The organism is Methylobacterium marchantiae (genome assembly GCF_042679825.1).
Lineage (GTDB): Bacteria > Pseudomonadota > Alphaproteobacteria > Rhizobiales > Beijerinckiaceae > Methylobacterium > Methylobacterium marchantiae.
On sequence record NZ_JBHTND010000002.1, the window covers coordinates 178572 to 196641 of the forward strand.

At 67.8% G+C, this 18070-nt stretch carries 17 protein-coding genes; 5 read left to right on the plus strand and 12 right to left on the minus strand.

Going from position 1 to position 18070, the window contains the following annotated elements; translation table 11 throughout:
* Positions 1-104: 104 nt before the first annotated feature.
* Together metW and metX are read right to left on the minus strand one after the other, a co-directional pair.
* Complete coding sequence (gene metW, locus ACFQ4G_RS02280; RefSeq protein ID WP_238203265.1) at positions 105-797, minus strand: methionine biosynthesis protein MetW; 693 nt, start codon at positions 795-797, stop codon at positions 105-107.
* The gene (gene metX, locus ACFQ4G_RS02285; protein WP_238203266.1) at positions 794-2002 is read right to left on the minus strand and encodes a homoserine O-acetyltransferase MetX; all 1209 of its coding nucleotides are present in this window, start codon (positions 2000-2002) and stop codon (positions 794-796) included. The genes metW and metX overlap by 4 nt, the downstream gene beginning before the upstream one ends.
* 314 nt (positions 2003-2316) lie before the next feature.
* Between metX and ACFQ4G_RS02290 the strand changes: the two genes are divergently transcribed.
* The 3 genes from ACFQ4G_RS02290 (at position 2317) to ACFQ4G_RS02300 (ending at position 5340) form a co-directional block, all read left to right on the plus strand.
* Positions 2317-3180, plus strand: a complete 864-nt coding sequence (locus ACFQ4G_RS02290; RefSeq protein WP_238203267.1) for a chorismate mutase — start codon at positions 2317-2319, stop codon at positions 3178-3180.
* A gap of 86 nt (positions 3181-3266) precedes the next feature.
* Positions 3267-4388, plus strand: coding sequence for a pyridoxal phosphate-dependent aminotransferase (locus tag ACFQ4G_RS02295; protein WP_238203268.1), 1122 nt, complete (start codon positions 3267-3269; stop codon positions 4386-4388).
* Positions 4381-5340 carry a prephenate/arogenate dehydrogenase family protein gene (locus tag ACFQ4G_RS02300; protein ID WP_238203269.1) on the plus strand — a complete coding sequence of 320 codons (960 nt, stop codon included), beginning with the start codon at positions 4381-4383 and terminating at the stop codon, positions 5338-5340. The genes ACFQ4G_RS02295 and ACFQ4G_RS02300 overlap by 8 nt, the downstream gene beginning before the upstream one ends.
* A 135-nt stretch (positions 5341-5475) precedes the next feature.
* On the opposite strand, the gene ACFQ4G_RS02305 is transcribed toward ACFQ4G_RS02300, so the two are convergent.
* The 10 genes from ACFQ4G_RS02305 to ACFQ4G_RS02350 form a co-directional block, all read right to left on the minus strand.
* Positions 5476-6570 carry a DUF2125 domain-containing protein gene (locus ACFQ4G_RS02305; protein WP_238203270.1) on the minus strand — a complete coding sequence of 365 codons (1095 nt, stop codon included), beginning with the start codon at positions 6568-6570 and terminating at the stop codon, positions 5476-5478.
* A gap of 105 nt (positions 6571-6675) precedes the next feature.
* The gene (locus ACFQ4G_RS02310; protein WP_238203271.1) at positions 6676-7047 is read right to left on the minus strand and encodes a hypothetical protein; all 372 of its coding nucleotides are present in this window, start codon (positions 7045-7047) and stop codon (positions 6676-6678) included.
* A gap of 197 nt (positions 7048-7244) precedes the next feature.
* Positions 7245-8024, minus strand: coding sequence for a lysophospholipid acyltransferase family protein (locus ACFQ4G_RS02315; protein ID WP_238203272.1), 780 nt, complete (start codon positions 8022-8024; stop codon positions 7245-7247).
* A 72-nt stretch (positions 8025-8096) separates the two neighbouring features.
* Positions 8097-9848: a gamma-glutamyltransferase gene (gene ggt, locus ACFQ4G_RS02320; protein ID WP_238203273.1), complete on the minus strand. Its 1752-nt coding sequence runs from the start codon at positions 9846-9848 to the stop codon at positions 8097-8099.
* An 85-nt stretch (positions 9849-9933) separates the two neighbouring features.
* Positions 9934-10416: a hypothetical protein gene (locus ACFQ4G_RS02325; RefSeq protein ID WP_238203274.1), complete on the minus strand. Its 483-nt coding sequence runs from the start codon at positions 10414-10416 to the stop codon at positions 9934-9936.
* 9 nt (positions 10417-10425) lie between these two features.
* Positions 10426-11712: a 23S rRNA (adenine(2503)-C(2))-methyltransferase RlmN gene (gene rlmN, locus ACFQ4G_RS02330; RefSeq protein WP_238203276.1), complete on the minus strand. Its 1287-nt coding sequence runs from the start codon at positions 11710-11712 to the stop codon at positions 10426-10428.
* A 94-nt stretch (positions 11713-11806) separates the two neighbouring features.
* Positions 11807-12226: a hypothetical protein gene (locus tag ACFQ4G_RS02335; RefSeq protein WP_238203278.1), complete on the minus strand. Its 420-nt coding sequence runs from the start codon at positions 12224-12226 to the stop codon at positions 11807-11809.
* A gap of 103 nt (positions 12227-12329) precedes the next feature.
* Positions 12330-13019: a uracil-DNA glycosylase gene (locus ACFQ4G_RS02340; RefSeq protein ID WP_238203285.1), complete on the minus strand. Its 690-nt coding sequence runs from the start codon at positions 13017-13019 to the stop codon at positions 12330-12332.
* On the minus strand, positions 13016-14536 hold the full coding sequence (locus ACFQ4G_RS02345; RefSeq protein ID WP_238203287.1) for a bifunctional metallophosphatase/5'-nucleotidase: 1521 nt from the start codon (positions 14534-14536) through the stop codon (positions 13016-13018). Before ACFQ4G_RS02345 ends, ACFQ4G_RS02340 begins: the two co-directional genes overlap by 4 nt.
* A 111-nt stretch (positions 14537-14647) precedes the next feature.
* Entirely contained in the window at positions 14648-15601 is a 954-nt protein-coding gene (locus ACFQ4G_RS02350; RefSeq protein ID WP_238203289.1) for a class I SAM-dependent methyltransferase, read from the minus strand.
* A gap of 101 nt (positions 15602-15702) precedes the next feature.
* Here ACFQ4G_RS02350 and hemH point away from each other — a divergent pair, with 101 nt between their 5' ends.
* Positions 15703-16785, plus strand: a complete 1083-nt coding sequence (gene hemH / locus ACFQ4G_RS02355; protein WP_238203291.1) for a ferrochelatase — start codon at positions 15703-15705, stop codon at positions 16783-16785.
* 107 nt (positions 16786-16892) lie between these two features.
* Positions 16893-18047, plus strand: coding sequence for an ATP phosphoribosyltransferase regulatory subunit (locus ACFQ4G_RS02360; protein ID WP_238203293.1), 1155 nt, complete (start codon positions 16893-16895; stop codon positions 18045-18047).
* Positions 18048-18070 lie beyond the last annotated feature (23 nt).

Genomic DNA, 18070 nt, shown 5'->3' on the forward strand with positions numbered 1-18070 from the left:
GATTCAGACACCGGTCGAGGTTGCCGCATGGGAGGATCGATCGACCGGGCGCCGCTCGCCCGGCGTCGGCCCGAAAGGCGATGGTCGCTGTTCGGGCCGGCGCCCTACGCCGTGCCCGACGACGACCCGTCGCCCCTGCGCAGGAGGAACACCCCTTGCGCGCCCATCAGGTTCCAGACCCACCACGGCATCGAAATCCGCATCGGCCGCCCGCGCGCATCGAGGGCGGTGGCCTTCTCGATATGCGCGCCCACGGTCCGGCACAGGCCGACGAAGTCGCGGATGGTGCAATGATGGATGTTCTGGGTCTCGTACCATTCCTCCGGCATCAGCTCGGTGACCGGCATGCGTCCGCGGAAGGCGAGTTCAGAGCGCACCCGCCAATGGCCGAAATTCGGGAAGGAGATCACCACCTGCCGGCCGATGCGCAGCAGGTGCTCCAGCACGATGCGCGGGTTGCGCGTCGCCTGGATGGTCTGGGACAGGACCACCACGTCGAAGGCATCGTCGGGATAATTCGCGAGGTCGGTATCGGCATCGCCCTGGATCACGGGCAAGCCGCGGGCGAGGCAGGCGTTGACGCCCTCGCGGGACAGTTCGATGCCGCGTCCGTCGACGCCGCGCCGGTCGCGCAGGAGAGCGAGGAGGGTCCCGTCGCCGCAGCCGATATCGAGGACGCGGGCGCTCGGCGGTACGAGGCCGAGCACCGCGAGATGATCGACGCGGGCGCCGTCGCTGCGCGGCAGCGTATCGGTCGCGCTCCAGGGGGCGGGGGCCACGCGGGTCACCGATCTCACAATCCTCTCGCCCTCGCGGCGGCGTCGACGAAGCCCTTGGCGGCGTTGAACATCACCGGCTCGTCGAGCAGGAAGGCATCGTGGCCCTTGTCGCTCTCGATCTCGACGAAGGCGACCGGAGCCGAGGCTGCGTTGAGCGCATGCACGATGGCCCGGGAATCGGCGGTGGGGAACAGCCAGTCCGAGGTAAAGGACATCACGCAGAACCGTGTCCTGGTGTTGCGGAAGGCGTTGGCGAGCACGCCGCCATGATCGGCCGCGAGGTCGAAGTAATCCATCGCCCGGGTGAGGTAGAGATAGGCGTTGGCGTCGAACCGCTCGACGAAGCTCAGACCCTGGTGGCGCAGGTAGCTCTCGATCTGGAAATCGGCGTTGAACGAGAAGGTCGGGGCCGAGCCGCCCTGGAAGCGGCGGCCGAACTTGCGGTGCAGGGCCGGCTCCGAGAGGTAGGTGATGTGAGCGCCCATCCGCGCCACGCCGAGCCCCTTGGCGGGCCGTGTCCCCGCTTCGAGATAGCGTCCTTCCGCCCAGGCCGGGTCGGCCATGATCGCCTGCCGGCCGACCTCGTGGAAGGCGATGTTCTGTGCCGAGTGGCGGGCGCCCGTGGCGATGGGGAGCGCCGCGAAGACCCTGTCCGGATAGAGGGCGGCCCATTGCAGCACCTGCATGCCCCCCATCGACCCGCCGACGCAGAGGAACAGGTCGCGGATGCCGAGCCGGTCGAGGAGCATGGCCTGGCCGCGGACCATGTCGCGGATCGTCACCAGCGGAAAGTCGAGGCCGTAGGGCCGACCCGTGGCTGGATTGGTGGAGGCCGGGCCGGTGGAGCCCATGCAGGAGCCGATCACATTCGAGCAGATGACGAAGTAGCGATCGGTGTCGACGGGCTTGCCCGGTCCCACCAGCGTCTCCCACCAGCCGCGCTTGCCCGTCACCGGATGGGTGTGGGCAAAATGCTGGTCGCCGGTGAGTGCGTGACAGATCAGCACCGCGTTCGAGCGATCGGCATTGAGGGTGCCGGCGGTCTGGTAGGCGATCCGGAAGGGCGCGAGATCGACGCCGGCATCCATCGCCAGGGGTTCGTCGAGACCGAACTCGGCCACGGGGCTCCGCGGGTCGAGGGAGGGCGGCGCATCCGTCGGAATCCCGTCCGGGCGCACGTTGCCTTCGTCGGGCCTTGCGAGACTATCGAGCGACATGGTCATCAGGCGTCTTCGCGCGTTGTTCGCCGATTCGCTTTCGCGGTGATGCGAGGGGGCAGCCTGTCGCCACCCTATCGACGCGTCGCGAAGGTCCATCCCCATCGGTGCCCGGCAAAGCCGGACGCTCATCGGGCGTAATGTGCGTATGCACGGGCGTCAACGAAAGGGGCCGAGCACGCAGGCACGCGCGCGGAGGCACGTGCGAAGGAATGTAGCGCGGCTCTGGCCCTCGGGCGCTCGGAAACGTAGACACGACGGGCCGTTGCCCTCATGCGGGGGCGGCCATCCCGTACCCGTCGCCGGACTCGACATCCCGCATGCGCTTCACCACGAGACCCGCACCGCCCCTCGACAACCTCGCCGAGCTGCGCGCCGAGATCGACCGGATCGACGCGGAGATGCACGCCCTGCTGATCCAGCGCGGCTCGATCATCGACCGGCTGATCGCAGTCAAACGGACCTCCGCCAGCGGATCGGCCTTCAGGCCCGGCCGCGAGGCCGCGATGATGCGACGCGTGGCCGAGCGCCATCGCGGGCTCCTGCCCCTCGACACGGTGGAGGGAATCTGGCGCGTCATCATCGCCACCTTCACCTGGGTCCAGGCCCCGTTCAGTGTCCATGCCGACATTTCGGGCGGCGACGCCCCGATGCGCGACTCCGCGCGCTTTCATTTCGGCTTCACGGTGCCCTACCGGCCGCATCCCACCTGCGCGGCGGTGATCCAGGCCGTGGCCACATCCCGCGGTGATCTTGGCATCTTCCGGCTCGACCCGGAGGGCTCCGCGCCTCCGAGCCCGGAGGCGCCGTGGTGGGAAGGTCTCGCCGGTGAAGGCCGACCGAAGGTGATCGCGCGCCTTCCCTTCATCGAGCGCCCGACCCATCCCGCCGGCACGCCGGTCTTCGTCGTCGCCAACCCCCTCGACGACCCGGCCGCCGCCCAGCGCGACTGGGTGCTGCACGCCACCCGACTCGGGCGATGGTCGCCGGAAACCGCACGCGCCCTGCAGGATCTCTACGGCGAAGTCGTCGCACGGGCGGTCAATGCTGAAGGCCATTGTCTCCTTCTCGCCGTGCCGGGCGGTGTCGGAAGCCGGCAGTTGAGGGAGACGCTGGAGCGGGCCGGCGCCGAGGTCGCGACGCTCGACGAGATCGGAAGCCACGCGGCCCGGTTCCGGGTGTGAGAGCGAGCTTCGAAACGGCCGGTTCCCTCGTCAAGACCGGCAAGCTGGGTTAGAGGGGCAGCCTGAACTCCAGCCGGCCCGCGCCCATGTCCTCCGCACCCTCTGCATCCCGTCCCGTTCCCCGCCCGGGAGTCCTCGCCATCGAGGCCTACGTGCCCGGCAAGAGCGGTGCCCCCGGCGCGGCGAAGGTCCATAAGCTCTCCTCGAACGAGACGCCGCTCGGCCCGAGCCCGCTCGCCATCGAGGCCATGCGTCAGGAAGCGTTCCGTCTCGCGCTTTATCCGGACGGCAATTCCACACGCCTGCGCGAAGCCATCGCCTTCCGCTACGGGCTCGATCCCGCCCGCATCGTCTGCGGCGCCGGTTCGGACGAGCTCCTCTCGTTCCTCGCCTACGTCTATCTCGCCGAGGGGGACGAGGGGATCTTCACCGAGCACGGGTTCCTGGTCTACCGCATCGCCATCCTGGCCGCGGGCGGCGTCCCCGTCGTGGTGCCGGAGCGCGACCTGCGCGCCGATGTCGATGCCATCCTGGCGGCCGTCACGCCGCGCACGAAGATCGTCTACCTCGCCAACCCGAACAATCCGACGGGCACCTACCTGCCCTTCGCCGAGATCCGGCGCCTGCATGCCGGCCTGCCTCCGCACGTGCTCCTCGTCCTCGACGGGGCCTATGCCGAATACGTGCGGACCAACGATTACAGCGCCGGGCTCGAACTCGTCCTCGAATCCGAGAACGTGGTGATGACCCGCACCTTCTCGAAGATCCACGGCCTCGCGGCGCTCCGCATCGGCTGGATGGTGGGTCCGCCGGAGGTGGTCGACGCGGTCAACCGCATCCGCGGGCCGTTCAACCTCTCGGGCAGTGCCATCGCGGCCGGTGCCGCCGCCATCGCCGACGAGGCGCATGTGGCGGCGGCGGTCGCGCATAACGAGACCTGGCTCGCCTGGACGAGCGAGGTCGTCTCCTCCCTCGGCCTCGTCGTCACCCCGAGTGTCGCGAACTTCGTCCTCGTCCACTTCCCCGACGAACCCGGACGCAGTGCGGCGGAGGCTGATGCCTATCTCGCCGCGCGCGGTGTGATCGTGCGGAGAGTGACGTCCTACGGTCTGCCGGACGCCCTGCGCGTCACCATCGGCAGCGAAGAGGCCAACCAGGCCTTCGTCGCGGCGCTCACCGCCTTCGTGAAGGAGAGCATCCGTGCCTGAGGCGAGCCCTGTCTGCGAGCGCCTCGCCATCATCGGCCTTGGACTGATCGGCTCCTCCATCGCGCGGGGCGCGCGGCAATACGGGCTGGCGCGGAGCATCGTCGCCATCGATCGCGACCCTGCTGTGATCGATCGGGTGAAGGCGCTCGGCCTCGCGGACGAGGCGACGAGCGAGCCCGCCGGGGTCGCGGACGCCGATCTCGTCATCCTGTGCGTACCGGTGGGCGCGGTGGGTGCCGTCGCCGAGGCCATGGCGCCGCATCTGAAACCCGGTGCCATCGTCTCCGATGTCGGCTCGGTGAAGGCTTCGGTGGTCGCCGCCGTCTCGCCGCATCTGCCCGACGGCGTCCATTTCGTCCCGGCCCATCCGGTGGCGGGCACCGAATATTCCGGCCCCGATGCCGGCTTCTCGACCCTGTTCTCGGGCCGCTGGTGCATCCTCACCCCGCCCGAGGGCACCGCCGGGGCCGCGACCGCACGGGTCCAGGCCTTCTGGGAAGGACTCGGCGCCATCATCGAGAGCATGACGCCGGAGCATCACGATCTGGTGCTCGCCATCACCAGCCACGTGCCGCACCTCATCGCCTACAACATCGTCGGCACCGCCGCCGATCTCGAAGCCGTGACGCAGTCGGAGGTGATCAAGTTCTCCGCCGGCGGCTTTCGCGATTTCACCCGCATCGCCGCCTCCGATCCGACCATGTGGCGGGACGTGTTCCTGACCAACAAGGAGGCGGTGCTGGAGATGCTCGGCCGCTTCAACGAGGATCTGGCGGCCTTGGCCCGCGCCATCCGCTGGGGCGACGGCGATGCGCTGTTCGACCTGTTCACCCGTACCCGCGCCATCCGCCGGGGTATCGTCGCCCTGGGGCAGGAAACGGCGGAAGCGGATTTCGGCCGCAGCCGAACCCCGCCGGAGCCGGCGAAGGACGAACCGGTCTCGGGGCGGTAGGGTCCTGAAAGATGGAGGCCTGAAAGATGGGCGTGGCGGGCTGGTTCGGCGTCGCCCCCCAGCAAAAACGTCCATTCTTTCATCACGACCTCATCATGAGGCACCGCGAAGCGGCACTTCAGGATGACGGCGCGCTCAATACAGCGGCGGCACCTGGACGTTGGGGATCGGAAATGGACCGAGCATCAGGCGTCCCTCGGCGAGGCGCAGGGGTGGCATCGCCTTGAGGGACGCATCCCCCGACACGGGCGCAGTGCCGGTCTCCGCTTCCTGGCGACGGCTGCCGCCGCCGAGGAGCTTGCCGACCAAGCCTCCGATCAGCGCGCCCTTCTCGGCTCCGAAGCGCTGGCCCATGATCTGGCCGACCAGGGCCTCCACTCCGGCGGCGCGGATATCGATCTGGCCGGTGGAGCGGTGCTCGTCGTCGAGAGCGATCTTCCCCTGGGCCTGAAGACGGCTATCGCCCTTCACCAGCGAGAGCAGGGCGATCTCGAGGCTGCCGCCGGCCTGGCGCCAGGTTTCGAGCTCCCGCGCCACCTGTCCAGTCCGGAAGACCGCCGCCTGGTTCACCGTGGCGTCGAGGGCCATGTCGACGGGGGTCGTATTGCCGAGCAATGGGTCGAGGAGCGGCACGGCGGCCTGTGTCAGTCGCAGGCTCGTATCGACCGCGCCATCCGTGGCGAAGCGGGCGGGTGTCGGACGGGCATGGAATTCGAGGTGCTTAGCGGCGACGTCGATCGGTTGCGGCCCGGCATTCTTCACGCTGACCTTGGGCGCATCGACCACCAGGGATGCGCGGACGAATCCGTCCGAGGCGCCATGGAAACTCGCTTCCAGTGCGGTCCAGGTCGCGTCGGCGACGAGACCGTCCTGTTCCACGTGGAACGGTCCTGTTGCCTGCAGGATGCCCTGGCGCGGCTGATAGACCTGCACGACCGCCGTCAGCGGTCCGAGGGTGAAGCGGCTGTCAGCTCGGGAGAAGGCGAGGGAGGCGCAGCGTAATTCGATGCGGAAGGGATAGCCGGTGATCGAGCGATCGGCGCAGGTCCAGTTGCGTCCGGCCGAGGCCTCGCGGGCGAGCCAGGCATCCATCTCGGATTCCGCCTTACCGCGGATCCAGAACCAGCCGGCGCTCCACAGGAGAACGACGGCGAGGAGGAGGATGTAGGGCAGGAACAGGCCGGTGCGCGAGGGCCGTTTCCTGGCCGTCAAGTCCGGTCCCTGCGCCATCGTCCACTCGCCTCGATCTCAAGAACCCCATCGCCATCGACGAGGCATATCCGTGAGTGAGCTTTGGCGGGTCTCAACGCGGCGAAAGCATGGCCGCCCATCGATTCAGGCAGCAGCGTTCGTGGTCCGGTCCACATGAAGGTCGGCGACGATCTGGCCCCGTTCGGCCTCGTCCTCGGCCAAGCGATGGACATGCATCTCGGTGGCGCCGCCATGGCGAGCACGGGCGATCCAGTTGCGGGTCAGCCGCTCCCGCGGGCTCGAACCCGCCGCGGCGACGGCGACGAGTTCGCCGATTCCCGCCGAGTTCCGACGCACGGCCATGACCACAGCCTCCCCCATATCGTCGAGTTCGAGTTCGGCCAGCTCGTGGATGCCGACGACGTAGCGGCGCCCGGAACGACCGCGCCAAGCGCTCAACGCCAAGGCAGGAGTGCCGCGCAGGCTGGCTGCCGTCCTCAGACGTACTTCGCGCATGGGCGGGTCTCCGGATCACGGATTCAGCGTCGATCGCCATCCGTTCGGGCCCTGCGGCACCAGACCGGAAATGGCCTCTCTGTTCGCCATATGTTCCAGAATAATCTTAACCGTTTCGAACCGTCAAGAGTCCCTATTTCGCTCTGCGAACGGGGCCTCGGGAGCACTTATCCACAGCCTGTGGATAGAACGAGAGGTCAGGCGGTTCGGGACGGCTCGCCGACGGAGGCGGGCTCGGGCACGGCATGACCGCGCGCTGCCAGTTCGGCCCGACCGGAGGCGAGAAGGGCATCGGAGGCGGATTCGATCCGCTTCTGCATCTCTTCCAAGAAGGCGGTGCGTTCGAGCCCCGGGGCGATGGGTGGAAGAAACTCGATGACGGTGGTGCCGGGCCGGCGGGTGAGCTGGCGGCGGGGCCAGTACAGGCCGCTATTGAGGGCGACGGGCATGCAGGGCACGCCCAGGGCGGCGTAGAGGTGGGTGATGCCGAGCTTGTAGACGGGAGGTGCGCCTGGCGCCTTGCGGGTTCCCTCGGGGAAGATGATGAGCTGGCGTCCCTCGCGGATGGCACGTGCGGCCGCCTCGTTCATGGCGGCCATGGCGCGGGCGCCCTTCGATCGGTCGATGGCGACCATGCCGGAGCGAGAGAGGAACCAGCCGAACAGCGGGATCCAGAGAAGCTCGCGCTTGAGGATGTAGGCGAAGTCCGGGAAGGCGGTGACGAGGGCCAGGGTTTCGAGGGCGGATTGATGCTTGGCCGCCACGAGGAGGGCGCCGGGCGGTCGATGATGCAGCCCCCTGAACTCGACGCTCACGCCGCCCACCACCCTCAGCAGCCACAGGCTCACCCGCGCCCAGAACTGAGCCACACGAATCGTGGCCTTCTCGGAGACGAGGGCCGGCAACCCGCCGAGGGCGACGAGGGCGGTGGCGAGATAGAAGACGATGTTGAAGGCGATGGAGCGAAGAATGAGCATCGGAAACCCAGGATGATGCCCCTCCTGTAGCGCGGGCGCTCCCGCGGCACCATCCGGTGCTCCGGATGGGCGTCAGTCCCCCTCGGCGAGGGTTCCGCGCTGGCGCGTATCAGAGGCTCCGGCCACGAGCCCGTTCCCCGTCATCACCGAATTGGCCGATCCGGAACTCGATCCTACCCGGATCTCGTGCCCCTTCGCCCGAAGCAGCGCAAGGGTATCCGGAGAGAGCCCGTCCTCGACGAACAGCGTATCCGGGCGCCACTGATGGTGGATGCGCGGCGCGGTGACGGCTTCGGCGAGGTTCATGCGGAAGTCGATGACGTTGACGATCACCTGCAGCACCGTGGAGATGATGCGGCTCCCTCCCGGGCTTCCGGTGACGAGGACGAGGCGTCCGTCCTTCAGCACCATGGCCGGCGTCATCGAGGAGAGCGGCCGGGCGCCGGGCGCCACCGCGTTGGCCGGACCGCCCACGAGGCCGTAGGCGTTGACGCTTCCGGTCTTGGCGGAAAAATCGTCCATCTCGTTGTTGAGGAGAACGCCGGTCCCCTCTGCCACGAGGCCGAGACCGTAGGAGAAGTTGAGCGTCGTCGTGGTGGAGACGGCATTTCCGGCACGGTCCACCACGGAGTAGTGGGTGGTGTGGTCGGATTCGTAGGGAAGCGGGTCCCCGGCCTTCACAGCCTCCGCCGAGCGGGCGCGGGCAGGGTCGATCGCGGCGCGCAGGGTCTCGGCATAGGCCTTGGCGGTGAGGCCCCGCACCGGCACCTCCGAGCGGGACGGATCGCCGAGCCAGGTAGCGCGGTCGGCATAGGCGGGCTTCATCGCCTCTGCGAGGGTATGGAGCGCCTGCGCGCTGCCCGCACCCATCGCTGCGAGATCGAACCCTTCGAGGATGTTGAGGATCTCGACGAGGTGGACGCCGCCGGAACTCGGCGGCGGCATCGAGACGATCTCGTAGCCGCGATAGCTCCCCCGGATCGGCTGGCGGATCACGGGGCGATAGGCGGAAAGATCCTCCTCTGTCATCACCCCGCCGGCGCCCTGTACCGCAGCCGCGATCCGCTCGGCGATGGGACCGGTATGGAAGGCGTCGGGACCACGTTCGGCGATGGCCGCCAGGGTCGCGGCGAGATCGGGCTGGACCAGGACATCGCCCCGCGTGAGGGAACGGCCGTCGCGAAAGAACACGGCCCGGCTCGATGGCCAGCGGCCGAGGCGGTCGCTGGCGCGGGGAAGCGAATCGGCAAGCCCGCCCTCGACGGGAATCCCGTCCCGGGCCAGCGCCCGGGCCGGAGCGATGAGCTGCGCCAGGGTGAAGCGGCCGGAGCCGTAGAGGCGGTGCGCCTCGGCCAATCCCCGTACGGAGCCGGGAACGCCGACGGCCTTTCCGGTGCGGGTGGAGGCGCCCCGGTCGGGCTGCCCGTCGGACTTCAGGAACATGTCCTCCCGTGCAGCACGAGGCGCCGTCTCGCGAAAATCGATCGCCACGGTCTCGCCCGTCCCGGCCAGCCGGACGAGCATGAACCCGCCGCCGCCGAGATTGCCGGCCTGGGGCAGCGTCACCGCGAGGGCGAAACCGACGGCGACGGCGGCATCGACGGCATTCCCGCCGCCTTTCAGGATCGACACGCCGATGCGGGTCGCCAGGGCATCCTGCGAGGATACCATGCCGTGGGCGCCGAGAACCGGAAGGATGCGCGCATCGTCGGACGGGATCGGAGGCAGTGCGCGGATGGCCTGAGCGAGAACCGGTCCGGAAGACACCGCTCCAGGGAGACTGCAGAGGAACGCGAAGGCGAGGCTGAAGCGACGTCCGGTCATGCCACATCCGTCATGCAGGGCTCTCCACCGATCCAGGTGCCGAACGATGATCCGGAACGGGCAACGTTTCGAGAGGGGTGACGTTTCAGGCGCCGGCCGGCCGGTCGCGTATGGCGATCCAGCCATAGACCAGCCCGGCAGCCGCTCCCGCAAGGAACAGCAGGGCGGTCACCCTGCCCTCGACGACGAGATGATGGGTGGCAGCGGAGCCCGATGCGCCCCGCATCAACCAGGGGATCAGGGCGGTGGAGATGCCCGTGCCGAGCGCATATGCCAGGGCGTTGCGCAGGCCCATCGCCTCGCCGATCAGCGCCATGACGACAGGCGGTAGCACCAGAAGGATGAATCCGGCCCGGGCAATACCTGCAGCCAGCACAAGCAGCGCGTCGGGCCCGATCCCGGAAGCGAGATCGGTCATCCCTTGCAAGAAGCCGAACAGGCCGAGACGGGTGAGCACCTCGCTCGAGACCGGATCGAGCAGAATGACGGCGACGAGAACCAGGCCCCCGCAGGGAATGGCGAGACACAAAGCGAGGCAGGCCCAGATCAGACGGCCGAGGAGCCGCATGGGATGCGATCAGGCCTCGTCGTCATCGGCCCCGGCATAGACTCCCTCGGCGCCGATCCCGTCTTCGAGCATCATCCGGGCGCGGGCGCGCAGTTTCTCGGTCTCGCTCTTGAGCTGGCCACAGGCCGCCAGGATGTCACGACCGCGCGGCGTCCGGACCGGCGAAGCGTAGCCGGCCTCATAGACGATCTCGGAGAATTGCTCGATCCGCTCCCAGTCGGAGCATTCGTAGATGCTGCCGGGCCAGGGATTGAACGGGATCAGGTTGATCTTGGCCGGAATGCCCTTGAGCAGACGGACGAGTTCGCGCGCATCTGCGTCGGAATCGTTGACGCCCTTCAGCATGACGTACTCGAAGGTGATGCGGCGGGCATTGTTGAGCCCGGGATAGTTGCGGCAGGCCGCCAGCAGCTCGGCCAGGGGATACTTGCGGTTGAGCGGCACCAGCGTGTCGCGCAGGTCGTCGCGCACCGCATGGAGCGAGATCGCCAGCATGGCATGCGCTTCGACCCCGAGCCGCTGCATCTGCGGCACGACGCCGGAGGTCGAGACGGTGATGCGCCGGCGCGAGAGGCCGAGGCCTTCCTGATCCGACATGACGCCCACCGAATCGATGACGTTGTCGATGTTGTAGAGCGGCTCGCCCATGCCCATGAAGACGATGTTGGTGACGGCGCGGCGGGTCTCGTCTTCGCCGGCGGGCACCGGGTTCTGGCCGACCCAGTCGTTCAGCCGGTCGCGGGCCACCACCACCTGCGCCGTGATCTCGGCGGCGGTCAGGTTGCGCACCAGCCGCTGCGTTCCGGTATGGCAGAAGCTGCAGGTGAGGGTGCAGCCGACCTGGGACGAGACGCAGAGGGTCCCGCGCCCACGGCCGGGAATGTAGACGCACTCGATCTCGGCACCGCGATTGTGGTCGTGCTTGCCGGTGGGCGCCATGCGCAGCAGCCACTTGCGGGTACCGTCACGCGAGATCTGCTCGCTGACGACTTCCGGGCGTTCGAGGGTGTAGGCCTGAGCCAGCTCGGCCTTGAGGCCTTTGCCGACATTGGTCATCTGATCGAAGGAAGTGGCACCGCGCGCGTTGAGCCAGTGCCAGAGCTGGCCCGAGCGCATGCGCTGCTCGCGCTCCGACACGCCGATGGCGGCAAGGCGCCCCTTCAATTCCTCGCGGGTCAGCCCGATGAGGGAGGACCGTCCCGGCGGGACGGCATCCGGTTGGAACTCGGGGAGCTTCTCGATTGCGGTCACGACGTTGACGTCGCGACCGGCGGTGTCGAACGACGCCGTCGCCATGGATCTCTGACCTTCGGACTTGGAACGGGTCCGATATAGGCGATCCCGCACCGGAACGCGAATGGGTCCCGATGCGTGCACGGAATGGCGGGGCCTACTGGGCCGGCTTGGCCTCGGCCGGAGGCTTCGATTCGGCTGGTGCGCCTTCCATAGCGGGCGGCAGCAGCACGTTCTTGGTGACATTGCCCTCCGGGCCGTATTCACCGGCCACCGCGAGGCAGGCCTGTTCGCGGTTGAGCTGCATCTGGTTCGACATCAGCGCGAAGATGGTCTGGACCTTACCGCCGAAGGGGCCTCGCGGTCCGACATCGGCGGCCTTCACACCCTGCTTCTGCAGCAGGGCGTCGAACTCATCGACGCCGATCCGGTAGCCGCAGACATTGGCGGCGGCGAAGATGTAGGCGGCAAATTCCAGGGCCCGCGGCGGCGGCGCATTTCGGATCTGGGCCTCGGCCAGGCTAGTCAGGAGCAGACCAGCGGCGAGGCCACCGGCGAGAACGGGTTTCAGGCGCATGGACGGCGTTTCCTCGAGGCGATGCGGATTCTTAAGTTCCGCTTATGCTGCTCTTCCGAGATAGACTGCCCGATCAGCCTGTCAAAGCGACCCTTTCGCCCTGTCAGCCGAGGGACCAGTCGACGGGTGTGGCGCCCCTGGAGACGAGCCAGGCATTGGCCTCGTCGAAGGGTCGTGTTCCGGAAAAGTCGCGATGGCGGTTGAGGGGGGAGGGATGGCCGGTCTCGACCACTCCGCAGCGCGCCCGATCAATGAGCGCCGCGCGTGACCGCGCCTGCGCGCCCCAGAGCAGGAACACGGCAGGTTCGGAACGATCAGACACGGCCTTCACGGCCTGATCGGTGAGGGCGGACCAGCCGTAGCGCAGATGCGCACCCGACTTGCCGGCCTCGACGGTGAGGGCCGAGTTCAGGAGTAGCACGCCACGCCGTGCCCAGGGTGTGAGATCACCGCTCGTAGGAGCACCCGGTAGTTCGGCGAGAATCACCTTGAGCGAGGCCGGAAGCCGGCGGGGACCGACATAGGAAAAGGCGAGACCGTTGGCGTCGCCCGGTGTCGGGTAGGGGTCCTGGCCGAGGATGACGGCCTTGACTGCTTCCAGGGGCGTCAGGGTCAGGGCACGGAAGACGGTGTCGGGGGAGGGCAGGACGCTCGAACCTTCCGCGATCCGGCGATCGACCCGCGCGCATACGGCATCGGCCGCATCTCCGGAAAAGAACGGCAGCCGGAGCCAGGACGAGCCGGAGGACCGGAATCGGTCGAGGGCGGTGGAGACAGGACCGGATGCCGTCACCGAATCACGATCCGGCCATCATCGGGAACGGAGAGGGGGTCATGCCGGCCGATATAGGCCATGACCTCGTTGGCGACGAGCTTGCCGTCGGTGGCGCCGATGAGAGTGCGCCCGTCGGCGAGGATGCCGTAGCCGTTGCCGCCATCGTAGAGGAAGTTGTTCGAGGCCACGGTGTAGGAGCGCGCCTCGTCGAGCGGTCTCCCATCCACCAGAATGGACAGAATGCGGTGTCCCGCACCCGCCGCCGGGTCGAGGGTGACGACGAGACCGGAGACCTGCGGGAACCGTCCGGCCGGACGGCCGAGATCGGCGAAGGCCGATTCCAGCAGGTCGCGCACCTGTGCCCCTTTCAGCGAGACCAGAACCGTCGTGTTGCCGAAGGGGAGTTCGGTGAGGATGTCGCGCCGGGTCAGGACGGTGCCCGCTGGATAGAGCCGGTTGCCACGGATGCCGCCGCCATTGGTGATGGCGATCTCCGCCCCTGTCGCCGCGCGAAGGGCGTCGGCGACGAGGTTGCCGAAACTCCCCTCGCGGAGACGCACCGTGGAGATGCGACTGTCGAGGGGTGTGCTGATGGTCCCGACCGACACGTCGAGCTCCCGCGACAACCGCCCTTCGAGGCGCTGCGTCAGAGCGAGGGTCTCGGGATCGGGCGTGACGTCGGCGGTGTCGTAGACACGGAAGTTCGGATGCCACGACAGGGATCTGGTCTTTCCGTCCCCCTTTACCGTCACGGCAACGTCGATGGCGGTGACGTAGCGGGCGTCGAAGCTCGACTCGACCAGGAGGCTGCGGCCGTCATACTGCATGATGAGGTCGTGATCGTGGCCCGACAGCAGGATGTCGACGATCCGCGCCGCCACGATGGCCTCGTCCGTGACGCGCGCCGTATGGCAGATCCCGACGATGAAGTCGGCCCCTTCGTCGCGGAGGGCCTGGGCTTGCGTCCGCAATGTCTCGATCTCGGGACCGAAGACGAGATCGCCCGATTGCGACTTCTCGGGCGTGCTCGCGAGGGCGATGCCGACGATCCCGATCCGGATGCCTCCGAGGGTCACGATCGTCCGGTCGCGAATTCCGGTCAGCGGCTTGCCTTCCGCACTCCGAAGATTGGCGGCGAAGACGGGAAAGGCCGCTTCCCGCATACGCTGGGCGAAAGTGGTGGGGCCGAAATCGAATTCGTGGTTGCCCGGCACGAAGACGTCGGGGGGGGCGATGTTCAGGAGCTCGATGATATGCGCACCGCGATCGAAGCCCGACATCAGCGAAGGGGACAGGGTGTCGCCGGCATGGGCGTAGAGCATCGGCACGCCGCGGGCCCGCTCGGCCTTCACCACCGCATTGAGACGGGGAAAGCCGCCGCGGCCGTCCACCTCCGACATCAGGTAGACGTCGTTGACGAGAAGCAGGGTGAAGGTCGGTTCGATCGACCCGGCGGAGGCCGGAGACGGCCAGCCTGTCGCGAGACCCGCCCCGAGTCCGAGGCTCAGGGTCTGACGACGGGTAGGACGAGGCATTGCGGCAGATCTCCACGAGCGGGACAGGCAGTGGACGACCCTCTCACCGCCGAATGTGGACACCGAGGATGAAACCGATGCGACACCGGCCTCATGAAACCGGGATCGTTCCTAGCGCGACGCGAAACCGTCCCGGACCGCCTTGGCGTTGCGGCGGATCATCGGCCAGATCCAGGCGCCGGAGACCAGGTAGGCGGCGGCCGGCATCGGCTTGAGATCGACGGCGAGGCGCTGGGCGAGGCCGGGATTGGCCAGTTCGCCCACCGGCGCATCGGTCTTCCGGTAGATCACCGTCGTGTCCTCGCGCCAGTAATCGGGATGGGGCACGAGGCCGGCCCGGCGGGCGAGGAGATCGAAGGTCTCGCGGACGTAGCCGTGGACATGGGCGAAATGGAAACGCTCGTGCGGCGGCTTGCCGGTGGCGGCCATATTCGGAACCGCGGCGTAGAGGACCCCGTCGGGTTTCAGCCAGCGCGACAGCCGCTCCATCACCACCGCCGGATCGCGCAGGTGTTCGAGCACGTGGTGGGTCGAGATCACGTCGAAATGCCCGGCGGGAAAGCGGTCGTCATCGGCATCGTCGAGGACCTCGACCTTGTGATGCTCGCGGGCATAGGCCGAGTAGTCCCGCCCGGGCTCGACGCCGACCGCTTCGCAGCCCTTCGCCCGGGCGGCCGCCAGGAACTCGCCGGAGCCCGAACCGAAATCCAGGACTCGCGCGCCGGGCTTCAGTTTCGGAGCGAGGAGATCCGCACGAAAGGTCGCCTCACGGGCGCTTCGGTTGAGGTGATGGCGCGGCGGTCCGCCAGCGAAGGCCAGCTGGTAATCCGCCCGGTAGGCATGGGCGTAGTAATGCGCCAATTCGTCCGGGGTCGGCATAGGGTCGGTGCGAATCAGTCCGCATTGGGCGCAGGCGATGGATTTCAGCGTCTTCAGTCGCCGGTCGGTTTCGGCCACCGTCACCGTCTCGCCCGATCCGCAGAGATTGCAGACGGTCGGTGCCCCCTTATAGGGGTAGCCGGTGAACGGCATGAAGTGGTTGAAGAAGTACCGGGGAGACGGCATGTCGCGCCTTCATTGACGAGATGGTCGCTGGCAGGTCTCGTGCTCTAGATAGATATGCTTCCCCAGACAACTGCGCCGAACCCGGGCGCTTCGGAAACCCGATGAACGAACGCGTCGAACCGACGTCCCTCAAGGACATCATGCCGTTGCAGACAGGCTCCTCCGAGACCGCCGCCCTCCCGCCGGAGCATCCTCGCGTGCGCTGGGGCCGGGTCGGCGTGCTCCTGATGAATCTCGGCACGCCGGAGGGCACGAGCTACTGGCCGATGCGCCGCTATCTCAAGGAATTCCTGTCCGACCGGCGCGTCATCGAAGTGCCGCGACTGATCTGGTGGCCGATCCTCAATCTCATCATCCTCACCAAGCGTCCCGGGCCGAAGGGGCGCGACTATGCCAGCGTGTGGAACAACGAGCGCGACGAGGGGCCGCTGAAGACCATCACCCGTGGGCAATCCGAGCGGCTGCAGGCGGCGATGGGCGATGCGGTGGTGGTCGATTGGGCCATGCGCTACGGCAAGCCGGAAGTATCGCTGCGCATCCAGGCCCTGCTCGACCAGGGCTGCGACCGCATTCTGCTGGTGCCGCTCTACCCGCAATATGCCGCAGCCACCTCGGCCACCGCCTGCGACCAGGCGTTCAAGGCGCTGATGCAGATGCGCTGGCAGCCGACCGTCAGAGTCTCTGCGCCCTATCACGACGACCCGGTCTATATCGAGGCCATGGCCACTTCCATCCGCGAGGGACTCGCCAAGCTGGATTTCGAGCCGGAGGTGATCCTCACCTCGTTCCACGGCGTGCCGAAGAGCTATCTTCTCAAGGGCGATCCCTATCATTGCCAGTGCGTGAAGACCGGCCGCCTGATCCGTGAGGCCCTCGGCTTCTCGACGGAGCGGATGCGAACGACCTTCCAGTCGCGCTTCGGCAACGAGGAATGGCTCAAGCCCTATACCGACGAGACCGTCCAGAACCTGGCCAAGTCCGGTGTGAAGCGCATGGCCATCGTGGCGCCGGGCTTCACCGCCGATTGCCTCGAGACCCTGGAGGAGCTCGACGGCGAGAACAGGCATTATTTCGAGGAGAATGGCGGCGAGCGCTTCGCCTACATTCCGTGCCTCAACGACAGCGATCTCGGGATGAAGGTGATCGAGAACGTGGTCCGCCGCGAATTGCAGGGCTGGATCTGATCCGGGCTTCCTATCCGCATGCGGGATCGGCGTTCTTCGCGCTCCCAGGGTGGTCGCCAAGTCCGGATGCGGTTGATAAAGGACGCGCATCAGACGGCGAGTGAATCATGACGAGACCGGAGGCAGTCGATCCGATCGACACCGTGCGAGCGGATGAGGGAACGCGGCTCCTCGCGCATTTCTCGGGATACGGCTACGGCGCGGTGACCCCGGCCGTGCTCCAGCCGGTCGAGCCGTTCCTCGAATTGTCCGGCGAGGAGATCCGACGGCGCATCTTCGTGACGCAGGATGCGTCCGGGGCCGAACTCTGCCTGCGGCCGGAATTCACGATCCCGGTCTGCCGCCAGCATCTGACAAAGGGCGTGGGCGCGACCGCCGATTACAGCTATCTCGGCCCGGTCTTCCGGCTCGGCTCGGGCGAGGCGGAGGAGTTCCTGCAGGCCGGCATCGAATCCATCGGCCGTACCGATGTCCCGGCGGCGGATGCCGAAGTGCTCGGCCTCGCCCTCGAAGGCCTCGACCTCCTCGGAGCCGGCGATGTTTCGGTGAGGCTCGGCGATATGGGCGTCATCGATGCCCTCCTCGACGGTCTCAACGTGCCGCCGGCCGCCAAGCGACGGACCCTGCGGGCGCTCGCGGCGGGACGCTCCCTCGACGACGTCACCAATGTCGCGACGGTGGAAGACCCGCATGCCGGGCTTCTCGCCGCGATCCAGGGCCAGGATCCGAAGGGCGTGCGCGCCTTCGTCGAGGACGTACTGTCGATCGCCGGGATCTCCCGCGTCGGGGGCCGCAGCGCCGGCGAGATCGCGGAGCGCTTCCTCGCCAAGGCCTCGGCGCAGGCGAATGGCGGAGCCGGACTCAATGCGGAGAACCGTGCCGTCGTCGAGCGCTACCGCGCCATCTCGGGCGATCCGGATCAGGCCGCCCGCTCCATGCGCGAGCTCGCATCCTCGGCGGGCATCATCTACGCGCCCCTGGAGGCGGCCCTCGGCCTGTTCGAGGAGCGCACCGGCTTCATGGCCGCTCGCGGTCTCGACGTGGAGCGCTTCCGCTTCTCCGGCAGCTTCGCGCGCAATCTCGATTACTATACCGGCTTCATCTTCGAGGTGACGCGGGAGCGGGCGGGTGCTCCCCTCGTCGGCGGCGGCCGTTACGACGGACTGCTCCAGCATCTGGGCAGCCCGACCCCGATGCCGGCAGTGGGCTGCGCCATCTGGCTGTCACGCGTGCTTACGTCGGAAGGATCATCCCGTGGCTGAGACCGCTCCGATTCCGCAGGATT